This window comes from Peribacillus cavernae, assembly GCF_003989135.1.
Taxonomy (GTDB): Bacteria; Bacillota; Bacilli; order Bacillales; family DSM-1321; genus Peribacillus; species Peribacillus cavernae.
In genome coordinates this window covers 702,959-721,448 of record NZ_RYZZ01000007.1, presented here as the reverse complement: position 1 = coordinate 721,448, position 18,490 = coordinate 702,959, and the positions used below count along the sequence as shown (strand labels likewise).

Here is an 18,490-nt window from a genome sequence, read left to right as displayed (position 1 = left end):
ATTCAACTAAATAGTCAACTACATGTTTGGTTTCAATGACTTCTTCCATACCTTCTCTATCAATTCCAAATTTCATTTGCAAAAAGGAACCGGGTTGGCGGTAATGAGTACACCCGAGTCCGTTTTCTTTACATTCTTCATCTTCTTATCCAGTATCTCATTAGCCAGTTCTGGTTGCAATAAGTTATAAATCCCGGCAGAACCGCAGCAATATTTCTTATCGGAGAGTTCCACGTATTCAGCATTCGGTACGCCTTTAACAAGTTTGGCAGGTGCATCCTTCACCTTCAATAACGTATTGAAGATGGCATGAAGGCCGGTAGGTTACACGTTCACCCTTTCCAATTGTTTTTGGCATTTCACCCTTCCCATGAATGATTTCACTGATGTCACGAATTTTCTTAGAAAATAGTTTAGCGTGATCCAGGCCATACAGGATCATCACTGCCAAAAACACTGATATTTTCACAACTAACAATAACCGAAAAAGATAAATGGGCAGGAGAGAATCCACTCTCTTGCCCATTTTTCAATTTTATTTATCTTCTCTCTTTTTTAAAGGATCCGATACCCCATTGAGGCGGTGTTTCAAACTTTAAGGAATACCTTCCCTCTTTTAATGGAAAAGTATATCAAAGAAGGCGGACCATATCCTCGCTGATAAAAGTATGTGACAAACCAATGACTTTTATAAGGATATCGATATATGAGGAGGTTATGTATATGGATTTTGATTTTGGATATTTTAGAGTAAAAATAAGCTTGGCTCAAACCGAGCGGGAGCAAGAGATTAAAGAATTTTCTTTAATTGGAGCATGGAATGAAGAAAGTTACAAAGTAGAAGATGGTTTTACTGAAAAAGATATTTCGGCTATAAAAGACCATTATTCAATCATTTGCAAACAGCTAAATGTTGGTGAATACAGTCTTAAAATTGTCGATAATTATACCGATAATATTGCAGCTGAATGTGTGCTAAAAAGAGATAACTTAGTTAATGAAAAGTTTGATGTAATTGATTCTAAGTTGATTATAAGTATTCTTTAATTTTAATCCAGAAAAACCACCAATCATTTATGATGGTGGTTTAGTCAATCATCACTTTCCCTATTCTTTATTCACTGCAAACCTTTATTTTGTTCGATTACTTTTATAAACTCTCTCAAATAATCCGGCAAATCCGGCGGTCGCCTGCTTGATACCAGGTGGCCATCCGTAACAACCGGATCATTAAACCAGATTGCTCCTGCATTCTCCATGTCATCTTTAATACCGGGAGTGCTTGTCACTTTTTTTCCTTGCAATATTTTTGCCGAGATCAAGACCCAGCCGGCATGACAGATCTGTCCTATCGGCTTTTTGTTTTCGTCCATTTGCTGAATGAGTGAGATCACTTCCGGAAAGCGCCGGATTTTATCTGGTGCCCAACCGCCTGGAACTAAGATTGCATCGTATTCTTCCGCCTTTATATCGCCATATGCAAAATCAGATACTGCTGGTACACCATATTTCCCCATATACTTTTCTTTTGCTTTCTCTCCAGCCAGGTGCACCACTGCCCCTTCTTCCTGCAGCCTTAATATCGGATACCAAAGTTCAAGGTCTTCAAATTCATGATGGACGAGGCTAACAATTTTCTTTCCTTCTAAGCGCATTTGATGATCCGCCCCTTCTTCTATTCTTTTACTTTCAACCTCTACAATTTTACACTAAAATATATTTTGTACCCTGATCCCTTTATCAGTTCGATTTGCAGCAGCTAATGAATTTTGCTCTTGAAAGACTAGGAACTTTACCATTCAAAAATTCTACATATAGATCAAAGTTTCTTAATTGAAGCAGCTTGTCTTCATTAAACATAAGAAAAAAGAGGAGCATTTTGCTCCCCTCACTAAATTACTCAGATATTTTAATTGAATTAATTCCTGCTCCTTGACTCATGTTTCTAGCGTGTTCCAATCCCTCTTTGACTTTGCCAAAAACAGTATGAACCCCATTAAGATGAGCCTGAGGCTCATGTACAATAAAGAACTGACTGCCACCTGTATCTTTACCTGCATGGGCCATTGACAAAGAACCTGCCTCATGTTTATGAGGATTGCCCTCTGTTTCACACTTGATCGTATAGCCAGGGCCCCCCGTACCATTTTTGTTTGGACAGCCTCCTTGGCTTACAAACCCTGGGATTACTCTATGAAAGTTAAGTCCATCATAAAATCCCTCATTAGCTAGTTTCTCAAAGTTAGCAACTGTGTTAGGAGCTTCCTCAGGATAAAGCTCAAAACTAATATTATTACCATCTGTTAATTCTATGTATCCTTTTTTAGCCATCTAAAACATCTCCTTTTATAAAAACTTTTACAGTCCTAATCATACCATTATTTCTGAATTTAAGAAAAAAAGAGCTGCAGTTTCTCAGTTATTTTCATTTTACTTTAATAAGTAAAAACAGACCCAGCAGTAGCCGGGTCTGTTTTTACAAACGATAGGGTAATTATGCTTTTTGAACGTTAGATGCTTGTGGTCCGCGTTGGCCTTGTTCCACTTCAAATGTAACGTCCTGGCCTTCTTCAAGAGACTTGAATCCTTCGCCTTGAATAGCTGAGAAATGTACGAATACATCGTCTCCGCCTTCGCGTTCGATGAATCCAAAACCTTTTTCTGCATTAAACCATTTTACTTTACCTTGTTCCATTTATGTTGCCTCCCAGTGTGCTAAACACACAATGTATTACTATCCTTGCTCTTAGTGATATGAAGACGATAAAACAGCATGTTTACTATCGTTTATACCGAACAAAAATAATTCCTCTTAAGGATAACAGTTTTTCCTTAAATAAGCAAGTGAATTGAGAACTGAAAGTAAAAATACCTTTAATTTTAGATGCATAATGCTATCCAAATAAAGTACCCTTTCTTTCACTCAAACATCATTGATAAAAATAGCGTGATTCCGCTTACATCTTCGTACAATACATGATGGATTTGGCGATTCGCAATAAAGTGCCAGGCACCTGACGAATATAGTTTGGTGCCTGGCACTCTCAATCTTTGAAAGGTCTATTAGCTATCAATAGTACCTACGTTAAGATTAGGATTTTGTTGTATAGCACCAGGGATAGTCAATTGTTGGACTTGCAATACTTTTACAACAAGGTCCATTACGATTTTTTCACGCAACAAGCCAAACTCTCCTCCGGGTGTTACCATTTTTGGTGAAAAATCAAGTTCAAAGAAATTGGCGGCTACTAACTCACCGTATGGTTGTTCATTATATTTGACGAGATTTTGAAAGAAATATTTATCCAGGCGGGGAACTATATCGTTTTTCTCATTAAGGAATTGAGCCTTACTGGTTTCGGAAATACCGATAACTGGGAAAACCATGAAATCTCCAGTTGGTACAACTCCATCAAGTTCTGCAAAACCGGAAAACGGAACCTCCGCGATTTTATCCTGAAGTACACCATTATATTCTTTTGAAGAATATTCAATATTTTTGCGAATGAATCCTGATACAAACAATTTAGCTCTTGTTACTCGAAAAAAGTCAGCAGTTCCGGGAATCGCTGCAAATCTAACAGGTACAAGTTTGACTTGCTCTAGAAATACGTTCTTTGTCACTCTCTTAATTTCAGTTGCTGGCGGATGAAGCGGAATATCTGCCTCTACAACAACTTGAATGCTTCTCTCTGCTAATACAACTGGAACTTTAACAATTGCGGCTGGGTTAAATACTGTTCCAACTAGTGCGACTGCTTCATCGTCTAATGGTATTTGTTCTTTCGCTTTTACTTCATAAGAAGGGTCAGGCTTGTGATTTGGGTCAGTCATATAAAAAATCATCTCCTTTTTATTTTTGTGAGCTTTTGAACTCTACATAAATACGATATTCGGCAATAATTTTATTGTCTAGGTTAGTATAATAGTCATTTTTTCACATTTTTTCAATTTAAGAGATGATTTTTTCGAATTATGATACTTTCAGAAAATATCTAGCTCTCTTTTTCATTAAAACTTACTCGGACTCGTTGCACTTGTAGTAAATGAACGACTAATTCTAATACAATTTTTTGATGTAACTGATATAAGTTAGTTTTTGACTCTTTTTGTACGGAACCTGCATTTATCGCACAAGCTGCTGTACTATACTCAATATTTTGATGTATATATCCTTCTATAAATAAATTTCCTTTTATTGCTGTACATGTCCCATCCTCTAATAATTGGGAAAATTGAGTAGGTACAAATTGGCAATCTGTCAATACAATCTCCTTAGAGATTTCTTTAACCCTCATAATATCTTCTTTAAACAAAACTTCTTCTTCCACAATTATTTCAATTTTGTATTCCCCTACTACAACCGGGACTCTCATAGTTATGATATCTTGAGAAGTATTAAATGCATGATTTGCTTCTCTTGTTTTCGTAGATGGTGGTCGATGTACAGGAATCACAGCTGATTCATAATTTTCATTTTTATTATTCGTTCCATAAGGGTGATCAGTGTCTGATAAGAATATCATTTCATGAACTTCAGAGAAAATTAAACAACAATAAGGCTGTTCAGGATAATAAGTAGTTGTATTGAATAGTTTTGTGTTTAATTGAGGGATTTGTTTATTGTTTGGGTCAAGAAATTCAAATGTATTTTGAACTTTTCCCCCAAAGATAGGATGATGAAGAAAATCGTCAATTTCCACAAAAGTGGAAAACGGGCTTTTTACAGTCTTAGAACATATTTTTCCAGACTTATGAAGCGGGTCTGTATCATCAGCAGGGTGGACTTTATGGACATCCTCTCTGTCAAGAAACTCATTTATTTCATCCATGAAGATGGATTCTGGAGTATGCATAGGTTCAGAAGCAGAATCGGTTTGTGACTCATCATTTGATTTATTGGCATGGGTAGTTTGAAGATCAGGTTTCTTACTATCAGTGAATTTACTCTTTATAAAACCAAATTCGGTTTCAACAGCCTTAGCATCTTGGAAAACGTGCTTAGAATCGGGAACAGCTAATGATTCACTAAGATCATCGATGCCATCTGTATCATCAGCTGGTTTTGTTTCATAGACATCCTCTCTGTCAAGAATGCCTTCCACCAGGCTGGATTCAGGAGTTTGTTCAGGTTCTATAGCTGAATCGGTTTGTGACTCATCATTTGTTTCAGCGACATTGCTAGTTTGAAGATCAGGTTTCTTACTATCAGGGAAGTCAATCTTTATAAAACCAAATTCGGTTTCAGCAGCCTTAGCTTCTTGGGAAACATGTTCTGAATCTAGACCATCTGATGATTCACTGATATCATCGATGCCATCTGTTTCATCAGCATAGTTGGTTTCATATTCATCCTCTCTGTCAAGAATGCCTTCCACCAGGTTGGATTCAGGAGTATGCATAGGTTCAGAAGCAGAACCGGTTTGTGACTCATCATTTGTTTCATCGGCATGGGTAGTTTGAAGATCAGGTTTCTTACTATCAGTGAAATCACTCTTTATAAAACCAAATTCGGTTTCAACAGCCTTAGCATCTTGGAAAACGTGCTTAGAATCGGGAACAGCTAATGATTCACTAAGATCATCGATGCCATCTGTATCATCAGCTGGTTTTGTTTCATAGACATCCTCTCTGTCAAGAATGCCTTCCACCAGGCTGGATTCAGGAGTTTGTTCAGGTTCTATAGCTGAATCGGTTTGTGACTCATCATTTGTTTCAGCGGCATTGCTAGTTTGAAGATCAGGTTTCTTACTATCAATGAAATCAGTCTTTTTAAAACCAAATTTGGTTTCAGCAGCCTTATTAGCTTCTTGGGAAACATGTTCTAAATCCAGACCATCTGATGATTCACTGAGATCATCGATGCCATCTGTTTCATCAGCATAGTTGGTTTCATATTCATCCTCTCCGTCAAGAATGCCTTCCACCAGGCTGAATTCAGGAGTATGCATAGGTTCAGAAGCAGAACCGGTTTGTAACTCATTATTTGTTTCATCGGCATGGGTAGTTTGAAGATCAGGTTTCTTTCTATCTGTGAAGTCAGTCTTTTTAAAACCAAATTCGGTTTCAGCAGCCTTAACATCTTGGGAAACGTGCTTAGAATCGGAAACATCTAATGATTCACTAAAATCATCGATGCCATCTGTTTCATCAGCATAGTTGGTTTCATATTCATCCTCTCTGCCAAGAATGCCTTCCACCAAACTGGATTCAGGAGTATGCATAGGTTCAGAAGCAGAACCGGTTTGTAACTCATTATTTGTTTCATCGGCATGGGTAGTTTGAAGATCAGGTTTCTTACTATCTGTGAAGTCAGTCTTTTTAAAACCAAATCTGGTTTCAGCAGCCTTAGCTTCTTGGGAAGCGTGCTTAGAATCGGAAACAGCTAATGATTCACTAAGATCATCGATGCCATCTGTATCATCAGCTGGTTTTGTTTCATAGACATCCTTTCTGTCAAGAATGCCTTCCACCAAGCTGGATTCAGGAGTTTGCACAGGTTCAGAAGCAGAATCGGTTTGTGACTCATCATTTATTTCATCGGCATGGCCAGCAGGCTTATCCTCGAAATTAGACTTTCTAAAAACATTATCAGTTTCAGCAACCTTAGCACCTTGGGAAACATGTTCTGAATCGGGAACATCCGATGATTCACTGAGATTGTCGGCGCTAACCGTATCATCAGCATAGTTGGTTTCATATACATCCTCTCTGTCAAGAATGCCTTCCACCAAGCTGGATTCAGGAGTTTGCACAGGTTCAGAAGCAGAATCGGTTTGTGACTCATCATTTATTTCATCGGCATGGCCAGCAGGCTTATCCGCGAAATTAGACTTTCTAAAAACATTATCAGTTTCAGCAGCCTTAGCAACATGTTCTGAATCGGGAACATCCGATGATTCACTGAGATTGTCGGCGTTAACCGTATCATCAGCATAGTTGGTTTCATATTCATCCTCTCCGTCAAGAATGCCTTCCACCAGGCTGGATTCAGGAGTTTGCATAGGTTCAGAAGCAGAACCGATTTGTGACTCATCATTTATTTCATCTGCATAGCCAGTTTGAAGATCAGGCTTCTTACTATCAGTGATATCAGTCTTTTTAAAACCAAATTCGGTTTCAGCAGCCTTAACATCTTGGGAAACGGGCTTAGAATCGGAAACAGCTAATGATTCACTAAAATCATCGATGCCATCTGTTTCATCAGCTGGTTTTTTTTCATAGACATCCTCTCTGTCAAGAATCTCATTTATTTCATCCACAAAGCTGGATTCAGGAGTTTGCACAGATTCCGAAGCAGAATCGGTTTGTGACTCATCATTTATTTCAACGGCATGGCCAGTTTGAAGATCAGGCTTCTTACTATCTGTGAAATCACTCTTTTTAAAACCAAATTTGGTTTCAGCAGCCTTAGCATCTTGAGAAACATGTTCTGAATCCCTACCACCAGATGATTCACCGATATCTTCGATGCCCTCTGTATCATCAGCTGGTTTTGTTTCATAGACATCATCTCCGTCAAGAATATCATTCATACAGACGGATTCAGGAGTTTGCATAGGTTCTATAGATGAATCGGTTTGTGGCTCATAACTCGTTTCACCGGCATTTACAGCAGTTTGAAAATCATTCTTTATTAAAACATTATCATTTTCATCAGATTTATCATCTTGGGATACGTGCTCAGAAACCGCACAATCATATGATTCGCTGAGACTATCAGTGCAATCTGTATGATTTCTCACATATTCACAAGATTTGTGTATGCTCATCTGTTTGGATACATTATTTTTTTCGTGTAGTTCAGGAACCTTGTTTATGTCGTAATTTTCATGTGAATCATCTGTTTCAACTGTATCGTCACAGCTACGTACAATAACTGATCCGCAGGCATCATTATCCGTATTTATTCGCTCTTTGTGAATATGATGATAACTGGAAGATTTAAATTTTTTCTGAATTACTGAAGTTTTAAAAGTGCTTTTTTGTTTAAAACGTAATTGCTCCATCTTCTCATAGTTAATCCATGGAGTTTTCATCATATTTCACTCCCAAAACAAACTAATTGTTACTATATTTATTTATGCTTTATTTCTGCTTTTGTCACTGTCAAAATATAGATTGCCAGGCGCCATCCAATATTTGTCTGCACTCCTCAGATTAAATCTAAATAAAAAAACCCTCCTAAAAAAGGAGAGCCTTGAACTAACCTTAATTAATGAGACAATATAAAACACCTCCGTAATGGTAATACTTTTAACAAGGTATAATTTATCGGAGGTGTTTTTGCATGGGCAAAAATGTGTATACAAGTGAAACTAAATGGGCGGTAGTAAGAGATAAGTTAGAAGGTAAGTTAACAACAAGGGAAATCATGGATAAATACAAAATTAAGAATAACTCTCAAATTAAAACATGGATGAGATGGTATAGGAATGGAGAAATCTATCGATTTGACCAACCAATTGGTAAACAATATACATTTGGGCATGGACCTGAATTCTCAAGTGAGGATGATCGAATGAACAATCAATTAACCCACTTGAAGATGGAGAATGAGATATTAAAAAAGTATATGGCGATGAGAAAGGAGTGGATAAAGGAGTAGTAGTACAGCTGGTAGAAAAGTTTCGTAAAAAGTATAGTGTTACTTCCATTTTAAAAGTTTTAGAGATTCCTCGTTCTAGTTATTATCGTTGGACAAAAGGATTTGAGGAATACAGGAACGAACATGAGACTTTACTAATTGAAATTTGTAAGGCAACTACATATAGAAATGGCCATCGTAAAATTCGAGCCATTTTACATCGACAGTATCACATACATTTAAATAGGAATACGGTTCAAAAGATCATGCAGAAACATCATTTACAGTGTAAGGTGAAACAGAAACGCAAATGGAAATCGCAAGGGGAAAGCGAAGTAATCGCACCTAATATCCTTAATCGAGACTTTAGCGCAAGTAAACCAAATGAGAAATGGGTAACTGATATTACCTATCTTCAATATGGTAGGGAGACACTTTATCTCTCAACAATCTTAGATTTATATAATAACGAAATCGTCGCCTACAAGCTTTATAATCACCAACAAACTCCTTTAGTAATTGATACGCTAGAGGAAGCTTTGAATAATCGAAATAATCCAGAAGGTGTAATGGTTCACTCTGATCAAGGTAGTGTATATACTTCGTATGTTTTTCAAAATCATTTGAAAAAGAACCATTTAATAAGTAGTATGTCTAGACGTGGAAACTGTTGGGACAACGCTGTTATAGAGTCTTTTCACTCAAATTTAAAGACGGAGGAATTCCAATATTGTAAATGTAATTCTATATCCAATTTAGAAGTTGTTTTGAAAATCGATGAGTATATTTATCACTATAACGAGGAAAGAATTCAAGAAAAATTAGGCTACCTCACGCCAAAAGAATTTGGAGCTAAGGCAGCCTAAAGTGATATAGTGAACTTCAACATTTTTCAAAGACGCGCACTTTATTTGGAGAGGCGGGCATGATAGCCTATTTCGGCTGAGCCAGATTTTATTGGGATATCTGGCTTCCTGGCTAGAAATCTTGCCCGCAGAGGCTCCAAGTAAAGTGACAAAGTGCCTGACCTAATTTCCAGTAAAGAATCAATTTCAAATTAGTAAAAGAGTGTTAAATGTAACTTAACGGTTAGGTGTTTTATATGTGTCTCATTTCACTAGGTCAGTTCACCTACCCAGTGTCTTTATATTCGCTTTAGATTTCCATCATTAAATTCGTTTTTAAGTTTACGGTATTGCAGGAACATGGCAATGCGCCATGGAACAATCATCCCGAATGCCAGTAAGAAAAACATTCCGCTTAACTCTCCTACATCAATGGACGAGCTTAGGATTAATTTCGCAATGATGCGAATAATCAATAAACCAATCAGAATGAATACAAAAGCCTTGGAACGCTGTAAGTATATTTGGTCATCACGCACTTCGAAAGTCGAAGTTTTAATGAGAAGAATCGAGAATAGTAAACCGATTGTAATGGCTTCCAATAATTCCTTTGCGGTTACCTGAAAGGATGGAAATAAAAACATAAGCGCACCAGTACTCATAAAAATGGGCGGTAAAACGATTTTCCTTGCACTAACAGGCCGTTTAGCAGCTTTCATCCTAATAATCAGCACCATAATCGCCATAAAAATTGCTAAAGCTGATGAAATATATATCACCTATAATCATCCCTTTTATCAATGAAGATAATTTCTTTTCTATTATATAGTATTACCAAATGAAAGAGAAATTTTTCTTAATCACGATAAAGTCCTTTTTCAAACCACGCGTTTTTTTTCAATATAAAACCGTTTAGAAGTACTAAACGGTCAATCCGATCACCCTATTGATCGCTTCCAAGACACGGTTTTCATCAAAAGGCTTTACGATGAAATCTTTGGCGCCCGCTTCGATGGCTTCGACAACCATTTTTTGCTGGCCCATGGCAGAACACATAATCACTTTGGCATCGGGAAATTCATGTTTAATTTCCTTCACGGCATCCAAGCCGCTCATGACAGGCATTGTTATATCCATCGTGACTAAGTCGGGATGTAATTCGCGGAACATTTTTATCGCTTCTTTGCCATTTTCTCCTTCTCCAACAACTTCATGTCCAACTCTTTTCAAAATATTCGAAAGGTTTAATCTCATAAATTTTGCATCATCGACAATTAGTATCCTTGCCATTTACTGGTCCTCCTCGTATCACCAAAACAGATATAGACATGTAAATTACCATTTTAAAACATAAATATACTTCTAAATATATCGGACTTTAGTAGTAATTTCAATGAAAACTATCTAATAAAAATTGAAAAGCTAGATCGTTTTCAATACCCTGCCCTTCAGTCTTAAAATCCTGTAAACCCTCCAAAAAGATTGGAGAAAACAATAATGATCTTGGTCATCCAGTCAAAAAACAAAACAACCCCCATCACAATCATAATATAACCGCCGATTTTTACGATTTGATTGCTATATTTCTTAATCCATTTCAATTTGCCTATGAAGAAGGAGAGGATAAAAAACGGGATGGCAAATCCTAATATATAAGCGATCATGTAGAGCATTGAAGAACCCGGATTAGTACCTGCCATGTAAAATACAGCTGAAAGGATCGGCCCTGTACAGGGCGTCCAGCCCGCCGCAAATGCAAGCCCTATCAACACAGAGCCAAAATATCCCCCTGGACGGTTCTTTAATTCAAAGCGCACATCCTTCATTAAGAATTTCGGCTGGAAAACACCTATTATTATCAAACCTAAAAAGATGATAATAATCGCGCCAATCTGCCTGATTAAATCCTGGTAGGTCTCAAAAAAACGTCCTAATATGGAGGCGCTGAAACCGAGGGCAATAAAGATAAGCGAAAATCCAAGCAAGAAAAACAAAGTATGTAATAAACTTCTTCTTTGAAGCATGGCATTTTCCGATTTAATCTCTCCAACGCTCATTCCGGTTATGTATGAAAGGAATGCTGGATAGAGCGGCAAACAACACGGAGAAATGAAGCTTAAAAACCCTGCCCCGAAAGCAAGAAATACGTTTACATCATTCAACTACGCCAACTCCTATTCTTGACAGTTATCATTATTCTAACAAATTGCCTCTAAAAAAGATATTGAATGGATATTGATGAGCAATGAATCACAGGCTTACGGCCTGACTCATCTTTCACTAATATACCAAAATTTTTATTGAGACCTTACCAAGAAAAATTGATAAAATATAATTGCAAGAAAATAGATAAAATATATTTGAGTTAATTTCCATAAGGGTTTATAATTTCAATAATCATACATTTTTACTATATCAATACATCTTCATTATTATCTTATGAAAAAGTTCCAAAGAAAGGACCAATTATTGTGACAAAAATTGAATTTCTTACATTAATTGAAAAAAAGAGAGTGGAATTATTTCAAATCGTTTCTAAGAATGGTTTGAACTCAAAAGTGACTCTGGAATACAGCCAGGAATTAGATCAGTTGCTTAACCAGTATAACAAAACCTTCTTAAAGATTGACCTTTCCTAGTGAGAAGGGGTATTTTTGTGTGCCACTACATCTGTTCCACACGGCTTCCCCTTACTGCGCCTCCATATTTTCATTACCCTATCTCACTTTACCTTCACACTTCCCACAATAAAACAGCTAATTCATAGAGTAGAATACCTGCTGTACGGTTCCTTATTATTTTCATTCAAACAGTAACCCCGCTGCTGCTTCCGACACCTTCTCATGTGCATTCAGTATCGCTTCTATGTCCCGCGCCTGCCCAAAACAAAAAGCACTCGTGGAGTGCTTTTCAGCCATTACTTTATTTGTTTATTCATGGGGTTCATCAAAGGGTTTTATTTCAATTGTTGCTTATTCATGGCGCTCATCATCTGATTGATTTTCTTTTGGGAAGGCTTCATGCCCATTTGCATCATCATCATTTTTAACATTTGTTCGTTAATTGGCGGATTTTTCTTTAGGTAGCTCATCATATAGCGGCGAGCAATGAAAAATCCTAGTGCTATCCCGACGAGCAGCGCCAGAACACCAACTAGAATGTATTCCCACATGCTATTTCCTCCTTCATGTTGTCTATCATACAGTGTACTAGACCAAGGGTTATTATACAATATTCAAGCTGGGATTGTCCTCTTTTTAGACAAATTTTCTTTCTTTGACGGGCTTTAGCCAGCCATAATGTGTATTTTCAAGATCTATGGCGAGAAAGCCCGATTCATACTTGCGAATGGATTCAAAAAAAGACGTTTCTGCTTCAAAATCTCCTTCAGCCTGTAAGACAATAAACTGGCCATCGAGTTTTAGAGCAGCTCTTGCTTTACCGGATCTCTTATCTAAATAATAGACGCCATCTTTATATAAAAAATCCTTTTTCCTCATTAATTGGTTTTCTAATATATCTCGCAGTTCAGCAGTGGGAATAGGCTTAGTAATATATTCGATTTGTTTTTGCAGAATACCCTTTTGTCTTCCGGACGAATTAGTATACTCCAAAAACAAATTGAAAAATAGTTTCTCTCTGCCAAAGTAATGTTGTGCAAATTCATCCTCTATCAGATAGATTCGGTAATTCCTCATTCCAACCGCCTCCTAACACTCCTTTTTTTAATTATATATTTGAAAAATAAAAAGATATGTTGTTTGATGGTAAAAATAATTTCTTTTTTTGTCGAATTATAAATTTTCTGAAAATTAATGTATAAACTTACTATATTCTATTTTAATTTGCATGTAAAATGATTTCACTTTTTAGCAACTCGACGGATTATGTGGGTGTTTACTGTATTTTCATGAAAGAAACCTGTCCGACTGTGGACAGGTTCCTTTCACTTAATTTTGAAGCATTGCTTTAACGCGTGCTGCTACATTTTCTACCGTAAAACCGAACTCTTCCATGATTTTTCCACCTGGGGCAGAAGCGCCAAAATGGTTAATAGCAAGGATTTCACCTTCATCCCCTGTGTAGCGATCCCAGCCAAATGGTGAAGCCACCTCAATTGCAAGGCGCTTCTTGACAGCAGGATCGAGGATACTTTGCTTATACTCCCTGGATTGCGCTTCAAAGCGATCCCATGAAGGCATGCTCACAACCGAAACATCAAATCCCTCATCGGCCAGTACTTTTTGGGCTTCCACCGCGAGATTTACCTCAGATCCAGTTGCGAGAAGGAGGGCATCCGCCTGATCTTTTCCAGCCGGAGAAATAATATAAGCTCCTTTTGTTACGCCTTCATATGCCAATTCAGCGGTATTTTTTAGTGTCGGAAGGTTTTGACGGGTTAGTACGAGGGCCGTCGGTTTATTGTTTGATTCAAGTGCTGCTTTCCATGCTGCTGCTGTTTCATTTCCATCAGCCGGACGGATTACGCCAAGATTTGGCATGGCACGAAGCGCAGGCAATTGCTCGATCGGTTCGTGAGTGGGCCCATCTTCACCTACTGCGATACTGTCATGAGTGAAAACGTAAGTGACAGGCAAGCCCATTAAAGCGGCCAGACGAATCGCTGGACGCAGATAATCAGAGAATACAAAGAAGGTTCCCCCGAATACTTTAATACCTCCATGAAGTGCCATACCGTTTAGTGCTGCACCCATGGCGAATTCACGTACACCAAACCAGATATTTCTGCCTTCATATTCATCAGGCGTATAATCAGCGTATCCTTTAATCATTGTATTATTTGAACCAGCCAGGTCTGCCGAACCCCCGATAAAGCTTGGAAGATTCTTAGCGATTGCATTAAGTACCTCTCCGCTTGATGCACGGGATGCAAGGCTTTTCCCTTCTTCATATACCGGAATTCCCCTATCCCAGCCTTCGGAAAGCTCGCCTTTTATTGCACTTTCAAGCTGGGCAGCGAGATCAGGATGTGCCTCTTGATAATTCTTGAAAAGGCTGTTCCAAGCGGCTTCTTTCCTATTTCCTTGTTCCACACAAGTCTGCTCGAAATGCTTGTACACCTCATCAGGTACATGAAAGTCCTGTTCGAATGTCCACTTATAAGCTTCTTTTGTAAGCTTCAGTTCCTCAGCACCAAGCGGAGCCCCATGAACAGCTGACTTTCCTGCCCGGTTTGGCGAACCGTAGCCGATGACAGTCTTCACTTCGATTAATGTAGGGCGTGAATCATCCGTCTTAGCTTCTTCAATTGCTTTGACGATTTCCTGTAAATCGTTTCCGTCATTGACACGTACATATTGCCATCCATATGCTTTGAAGCGGTTTTCAACACTTTCACTGAAAGATTTATTTAAATCCCCATCTAATGAAATATCGTTCGAGTCATAAAAGACAACCAGTCTTCCAAGCTTCAGATGAGCTGCCAATGAAGCGGCTTCAGCAGATACTCCTTCCATTATATCGCCATCACCACAGATGCCGTATGTATAATGATCGACCACATTAAAAGAATCGCGGTTGTAAGTAGCGGCTAAATGACGCTCAGCCATTGCCATCCCGACTGCCATCGCAATTCCCTGCCCGAGTGGACCCGTTGTGGCATCGACTCCGGCGGTATGGCCAAATTCCGGGTGGCCTGGAGTTTTGCTTCCCCATTGACGGAAATTTTTTATGTCATCCATGGATAAATCATATCCGGATAAATGCAATAAACTATAAAGAAGCATAGAACCATGCCCTGCTGAAAGAACAAAGCGGTCTCTGTTGAACCATTGGGGATTCTTTGGATTATGGTTCATGAACTGTGTCCATAACGTATAGGCCATTGGAGCAGCACCCATCGGCAACCCTGGATGGCCTGATTTAGCTTTTTCAATAGCATCAATGGACAAAGTCCGAATGGTATTGATGGAAAGTGCATCAATCTTATCAAACATGCAAAAAACATCCTTTCCTTGATAAATTACTCTTATATATTATAGGTACCTCTATATAAAGACAACTAAAATCCCTTATTTCTTGGGGAATTTACCTGGTTTCTGAAAAAAAAGACGCAGCATAGCCAGTAAATGTCTGTTTTTTTATGATTAGCTAAAAAAAGAGAATACATTCTCTTATGTATTCTCTGTAAGTATGGATATAATGAAAAAAATCATTAATGTAAATGTTTTTTATTTTTTTTGATTTCCTTTATTTTCCCCGGGGTCACATCATTGCCCTCCGGATCAATTATCGTAACATTTTCTAAGGTGTTTGCCATTGAATTTCTAAAGGATTGTAGATAGTCGCTTCGCAGTTTTGTCTGTTCTTTTGCCTCTTGATGTGTTAATCCAACTTCTTTTGATTTCTTAGAAAGCTCGTTAATACGGGCAATTTTATCTTTCGACAGCATCGTTTCGCTCCTTCTATATTTTCTGATACTGCCAATGCTATCGAAATTATAGAAAAAAAACAAGTTCTATGATTTGTTGTTTAGTTCATCCTTTTGATGTTCCAGGTACCTGCGATGGACTGTAGCCTTTGAGACGGAATACCCAAATCCTCTTAGGGTTGCGGCAATTTCTTCAAAGGTAAGACCGTTTCCCCTCAAACGGGCAATTTCTTCAAAGGGAACCCGCTTCCGGTCCCTTCCTCCTGGATTTCCCCGGTTCTTCAGGTTTTTTTCCGGCCTGTATCCTTCTTCCACTGCACGAAGCATCCCCCTCTTAATTTTAAGATTGTGCAGCTTCCTTTGATATTCCTCTACAATTCCGACAATCTCCAGGACCATTGTATCGGCATCGGATAATTCCATTTCACCGTGATTCGAAAGAGAATAAATCTTGGCTCCTTCCTTGAGGACGACATGGAAAAGAGCAATCTTTGCGTTTCCGCGTCCAAGCCTGGTTTCATCCTGTATTAATACAGCTTCTGCTTGTTTTTCTTTTAATAGATCGAGCATTTCAAATATTCCGTCCCTGTCTAATTCAAAACCGCTTGCCCGTTCCTTGATAACCTCCGCCACATCAAACTCTAATCTTGCTGCAAGAGCTTTCAATTCATCCTCCTGCCTTGCCAGGGAGGTTTCCTGGGATTCTTTTTCAGTGCTTACCCGACAGTAAATAATAGCTTTCATTTCTACCCTACCTTTATCGCTCACTAGCTAACACGTTAATGTCCTTTTCAACTGGAATTACAATTTTCTCACCCGGTTTTAGTGACTCTGCCTGTAATTGATTATGCTTTTCTATCCAATCAATGAAATCGTTTTTTGTCAAATTCTCGTTTCCATACCGTTCAGCCATCTCCCAAAGTGTTTCCCCCGAAGATACTGTGACCGTGACATAGTTGTTGATATTTTCTTTATCAGATTGCAAGGAAAAAAAGAATAAGGAAAAAAGAAACACCGCTCCCAGAAGAAGAAGCGTATATGAGTGTTTTTGTAAAAATGTTTTCATTAATCATTCCTCCATATCGAATGCTTGTTCGCTCTTAGTAGTTTTTAGTATAAACCGAACGTTTGTTTTATGTCAATAAAAAAATTCGAACTTATGTTTGTATCTATTTTGAGTACATGCTATAATTAACACAAGGATTTTGAGATGGGGTGCGTGAAATGACAAAACTATCGAAACGGCAGCAAGATATTATGGGGTTTATTAAAGAGGAAGTCCGCAAGAAAGGCTATCCGCCTTCCGTACGTGAAATCGGTGAAGCTGTAGGCCTGGCTTCAAGTTCTACGGTTCATGGCCACTTATCAAGATTGGAGAGCAAGGGGCTTATCAGAAGAGATCCGACTAAGCCGAGGGCAATCGAGGTTCTAGAATTGGAGGAAACAAATAACATTCCAAAAAACGGGGTAATAAATGTACCCTTACTAGGTAAAGTTACAGCCGGCCTTCCGATTACTGCGATTGAAAATATAGAAGAATATTTCCCGCTTCCGGAAAATATGGCTCCCCAGGACGAGCAGGTATTCATGTTGGAGATCATGGGAGAAAGTATGATCGAAGCGGGGATATTGAATGGAGATTTTGTCATTGTCAAGCAGCAAAATACCGCAAATAATAGCGATATCGTTGTCGCAATGACGGAAGATAACGAAGCAACTGTCAAGAGGTTCTTTAAAGAAAAGGACTTTATCCGCTTACAGCCGGAAAATTCAAATATGGATCCAATCATTTTAAGCAACGTTTCCATTCTTGGAAAAGTGATTGGTTTATACAGACAGATTCATTAAATATATTAGATTTAGCTGCTTTTGCTAATTGGTCCAAGAAAAAAAGAGAACGCAGCAGCACATAGTCACTTTCATTAATGAAAACAGCCGATCCAAGTTGATCGGCTGTTTTATCCATCCCCTTATTTTACCTGATATCGGTCTTCCCATTCCGGACATAAAATGCCCATAATTATGCGGTCATAGCGTTTTCCGTCACGGCTAACAGCCGCTCTCATTCTTCCTTCGTGCTGGAAGCCAGCTTTTTTATAAGCATGGATTGCTCTTTTGTTATACTCAATTACATCCAGGCTTACACGGTTTAAATTCAATTCATGAAAGGCAAAACGGAGAATCAGTTGTAATGCCTCTGTTCCATAGCCTTTATTACGATTTTTCGAATCTCCAATTCCGATCGCTAAAAATCCCGCTCGATTGTTCCATTCAATACGGTGAATGACGACAAAGCCAATTAATTCATCATTCTCCATCTTCCTTAACCGAAAGTAAGCTTCGTTGGGGTCAGGACTTTCCTCTATTTCAAATTGCATTTTTGCATGCGGAAGGGCAATATCTGTATCTACATTTCGAAGATACTCTGAATCCTCTTCCCATTTTGCCATTATTTCAGCATCTTCTTCTCTGGGTGCGGATAGTTTTACAAGTTCTCCACGAAAAAGACTGGAAGTACTAAGCGTCATATTAATCTCCTTTGGACAAGTTTTTATTACCCCATTAATAGCAGCCATTAAATAACTTTTCAGAAATATTCTATCCCTTTTATCTTATAAGCTGTTTTTAAAAAAAGCGATATTTTTCGAAAATTTGACACTTCTCAAT

The 18,490-nt window shown here is 38.2% G+C and carries 20 protein-coding genes; 4 read left to right on the top strand and 16 right to left on the bottom strand.

The features are described from left to right. Positions 1–72: 72 nt before the first annotated feature. The gene (locus ELQ35_RS23065) at positions 73–285 is read right to left on the bottom strand and encodes a heterodisulfide reductase-related iron-sulfur binding cluster (protein WP_246026019.1); all 213 of its coding nucleotides are present in this window, start codon (positions 283–285) and stop codon (positions 73–75) included. 438 nt (positions 286–723) lie between these two features. Here ELQ35_RS23065 and ELQ35_RS09560 point away from each other — a divergent pair, with 438 nt between their 5' ends. Beyond that, a complete protein-coding gene (locus tag ELQ35_RS09560; RefSeq protein ID WP_126864586.1) occupies positions 724–1,047 on the top strand; it encodes a hypothetical protein in 324 nt (107 codons plus the stop codon). A 71-nt stretch (positions 1,048–1,118) separates the two neighbouring features. On the opposite strand, the gene ELQ35_RS09555 is transcribed toward ELQ35_RS09560, so the two are convergent. The 5 genes from ELQ35_RS09555 to ELQ35_RS09535 all read right to left on the bottom strand — a co-directional run bounded on the left by ELQ35_RS09555 (position 1,119) and on the right by ELQ35_RS09535 (position 8,039). After that, positions 1,119–1,655 (bottom strand): type 1 glutamine amidotransferase domain-containing protein, encoded by a 537-nt coding sequence (locus tag ELQ35_RS09555; RefSeq protein WP_126864585.1) that lies wholly within the window; start codon positions 1,653–1,655, stop codon positions 1,119–1,121. Positions 1,656–1,896: 241 nt separating this feature from the next. Next, positions 1,897–2,331 carry a peptidylprolyl isomerase gene (locus tag ELQ35_RS09550; RefSeq protein WP_126864584.1) on the bottom strand — a complete coding sequence of 145 codons (435 nt, stop codon included), beginning with the start codon at positions 2,329–2,331 and terminating at the stop codon, positions 1,897–1,899. 163 nt (positions 2,332–2,494) lie between these two features. Then, positions 2,495–2,695 (bottom strand): cold-shock protein, encoded by a 201-nt coding sequence (locus ELQ35_RS09545; RefSeq protein WP_117305052.1) that lies wholly within the window; start codon positions 2,693–2,695, stop codon positions 2,495–2,497. Between the two features lie 368 nt (positions 2,696–3,063). Continuing rightward, positions 3,064–3,834: a CsxC family protein gene (locus ELQ35_RS09540; RefSeq protein WP_126864583.1), complete on the bottom strand. Its 771-nt coding sequence runs from the start codon at positions 3,832–3,834 to the stop codon at positions 3,064–3,066. 161 nt (positions 3,835–3,995) lie between these two features. Then, positions 3,996–8,039, bottom strand: coding sequence for a BC_2427 family protein (locus ELQ35_RS09535; protein ID WP_126864582.1), 4,044 nt, complete (start codon positions 8,037–8,039; stop codon positions 3,996–3,998). 251 nt (positions 8,040–8,290) lie between these two features. Between ELQ35_RS09535 and ELQ35_RS09530 the strand changes: the two genes are divergently transcribed. After that, a protein-coding gene (locus tag ELQ35_RS09530) for an IS3 family transposase (RefSeq protein WP_126864581.1) occupies positions 8,291–9,453 on the top strand; the annotation gives its coding sequence in 2 pieces (ribosomal slippage) (positions 8,291–8,606 and positions 8,606–9,453; 1,164 coding nt in all). 278 nt (positions 9,454–9,731) lie between these two features. Here the strand turns inward: ELQ35_RS09530 and ELQ35_RS09525 are convergent. The 3 genes from ELQ35_RS09525 to ELQ35_RS09515 form a co-directional block, all read right to left on the bottom strand. Beyond that, positions 9,732–10,178 (bottom strand): CcdC family protein, encoded by a 447-nt coding sequence (locus ELQ35_RS09525; protein ID WP_246026028.1) that lies wholly within the window; start codon positions 10,176–10,178, stop codon positions 9,732–9,734. A gap of 175 nt (positions 10,179–10,353) precedes the next feature. Continuing rightward, entirely contained in the window at positions 10,354–10,722 is a 369-nt protein-coding gene (locus ELQ35_RS09520; RefSeq protein WP_126864579.1) for a response regulator, read from the bottom strand. Between the two features lie 164 nt (positions 10,723–10,886). Then, positions 10,887–11,594, bottom strand: coding sequence for a cytochrome c biogenesis CcdA family protein (locus ELQ35_RS09515; RefSeq protein ID WP_126864578.1), 708 nt, complete (start codon positions 11,592–11,594; stop codon positions 10,887–10,889). Between the two features lie 309 nt (positions 11,595–11,903). On the opposite strand from ELQ35_RS09515, the gene ELQ35_RS09510 reads away from it, so the two are divergent. Beyond that, complete coding sequence (locus ELQ35_RS09510) at positions 11,904–12,071, top strand: aspartyl-phosphate phosphatase Spo0E family protein (protein ID WP_126864577.1); 168 nt, start codon at positions 11,904–11,906, stop codon at positions 12,069–12,071. A gap of 317 nt (positions 12,072–12,388) precedes the next feature. Here ELQ35_RS09510 and ELQ35_RS09505 read toward each other — a convergent pair whose 3' ends face one another. The 6 genes from ELQ35_RS09505 to yneA form a co-directional block, all read right to left on the bottom strand. Further along, positions 12,389–12,604: a YneF family protein gene (locus ELQ35_RS09505; RefSeq protein WP_126864576.1), complete on the bottom strand. Its 216-nt coding sequence runs from the start codon at positions 12,602–12,604 to the stop codon at positions 12,389–12,391. Positions 12,605–12,689: 85 nt separating this feature from the next. Then, positions 12,690–13,130 (bottom strand): sporulation inhibitor of replication protein SirA, encoded by a 441-nt coding sequence (gene sirA, locus ELQ35_RS09500; RefSeq protein ID WP_126864575.1) that lies wholly within the window; start codon positions 13,128–13,130, stop codon positions 12,690–12,692. Positions 13,131–13,382: 252 nt separating this feature from the next. Next, entirely contained in the window at positions 13,383–15,389 is a 2,007-nt protein-coding gene (tkt, locus tag ELQ35_RS09495) for a transketolase (protein WP_126864574.1), read from the bottom strand. Between the two features lie 218 nt (positions 15,390–15,607). Further along, positions 15,608–15,844: a DUF896 domain-containing protein gene (locus ELQ35_RS09490; RefSeq protein ID WP_126864573.1), complete on the bottom strand. Its 237-nt coding sequence runs from the start codon at positions 15,842–15,844 to the stop codon at positions 15,608–15,610. A gap of 66 nt (positions 15,845–15,910) precedes the next feature. After that, on the bottom strand, positions 15,911–16,567 hold the full coding sequence (locus ELQ35_RS09485; protein ID WP_126864572.1) for a YneB family resolvase-like protein: 657 nt from the start codon (positions 16,565–16,567) through the stop codon (positions 15,911–15,913). Positions 16,568–16,580: 13 nt separating this feature from the next. After that, positions 16,581–16,889 carry a cell division suppressor protein YneA gene (yneA, locus tag ELQ35_RS09480; RefSeq protein ID WP_126864571.1) on the bottom strand — a complete coding sequence of 103 codons (309 nt, stop codon included), beginning with the start codon at positions 16,887–16,889 and terminating at the stop codon, positions 16,581–16,583. Between the two features lie 158 nt (positions 16,890–17,047). Between yneA and lexA the strand changes: the two genes are divergently transcribed. Beyond that, on the top strand, positions 17,048–17,671 hold the full coding sequence (lexA, locus tag ELQ35_RS09475) for a transcriptional repressor LexA (RefSeq protein ID WP_126864570.1): 624 nt from the start codon (positions 17,048–17,050) through the stop codon (positions 17,669–17,671). Positions 17,672–17,793: 122 nt separating this feature from the next. Here lexA and ELQ35_RS09470 read toward each other — a convergent pair whose 3' ends face one another. Then, positions 17,794–18,351, bottom strand: coding sequence for a GNAT family N-acetyltransferase (locus ELQ35_RS09470; RefSeq protein WP_126864569.1), 558 nt, complete (start codon positions 18,349–18,351; stop codon positions 17,794–17,796). Positions 18,352–18,490 lie beyond the last annotated feature (139 nt).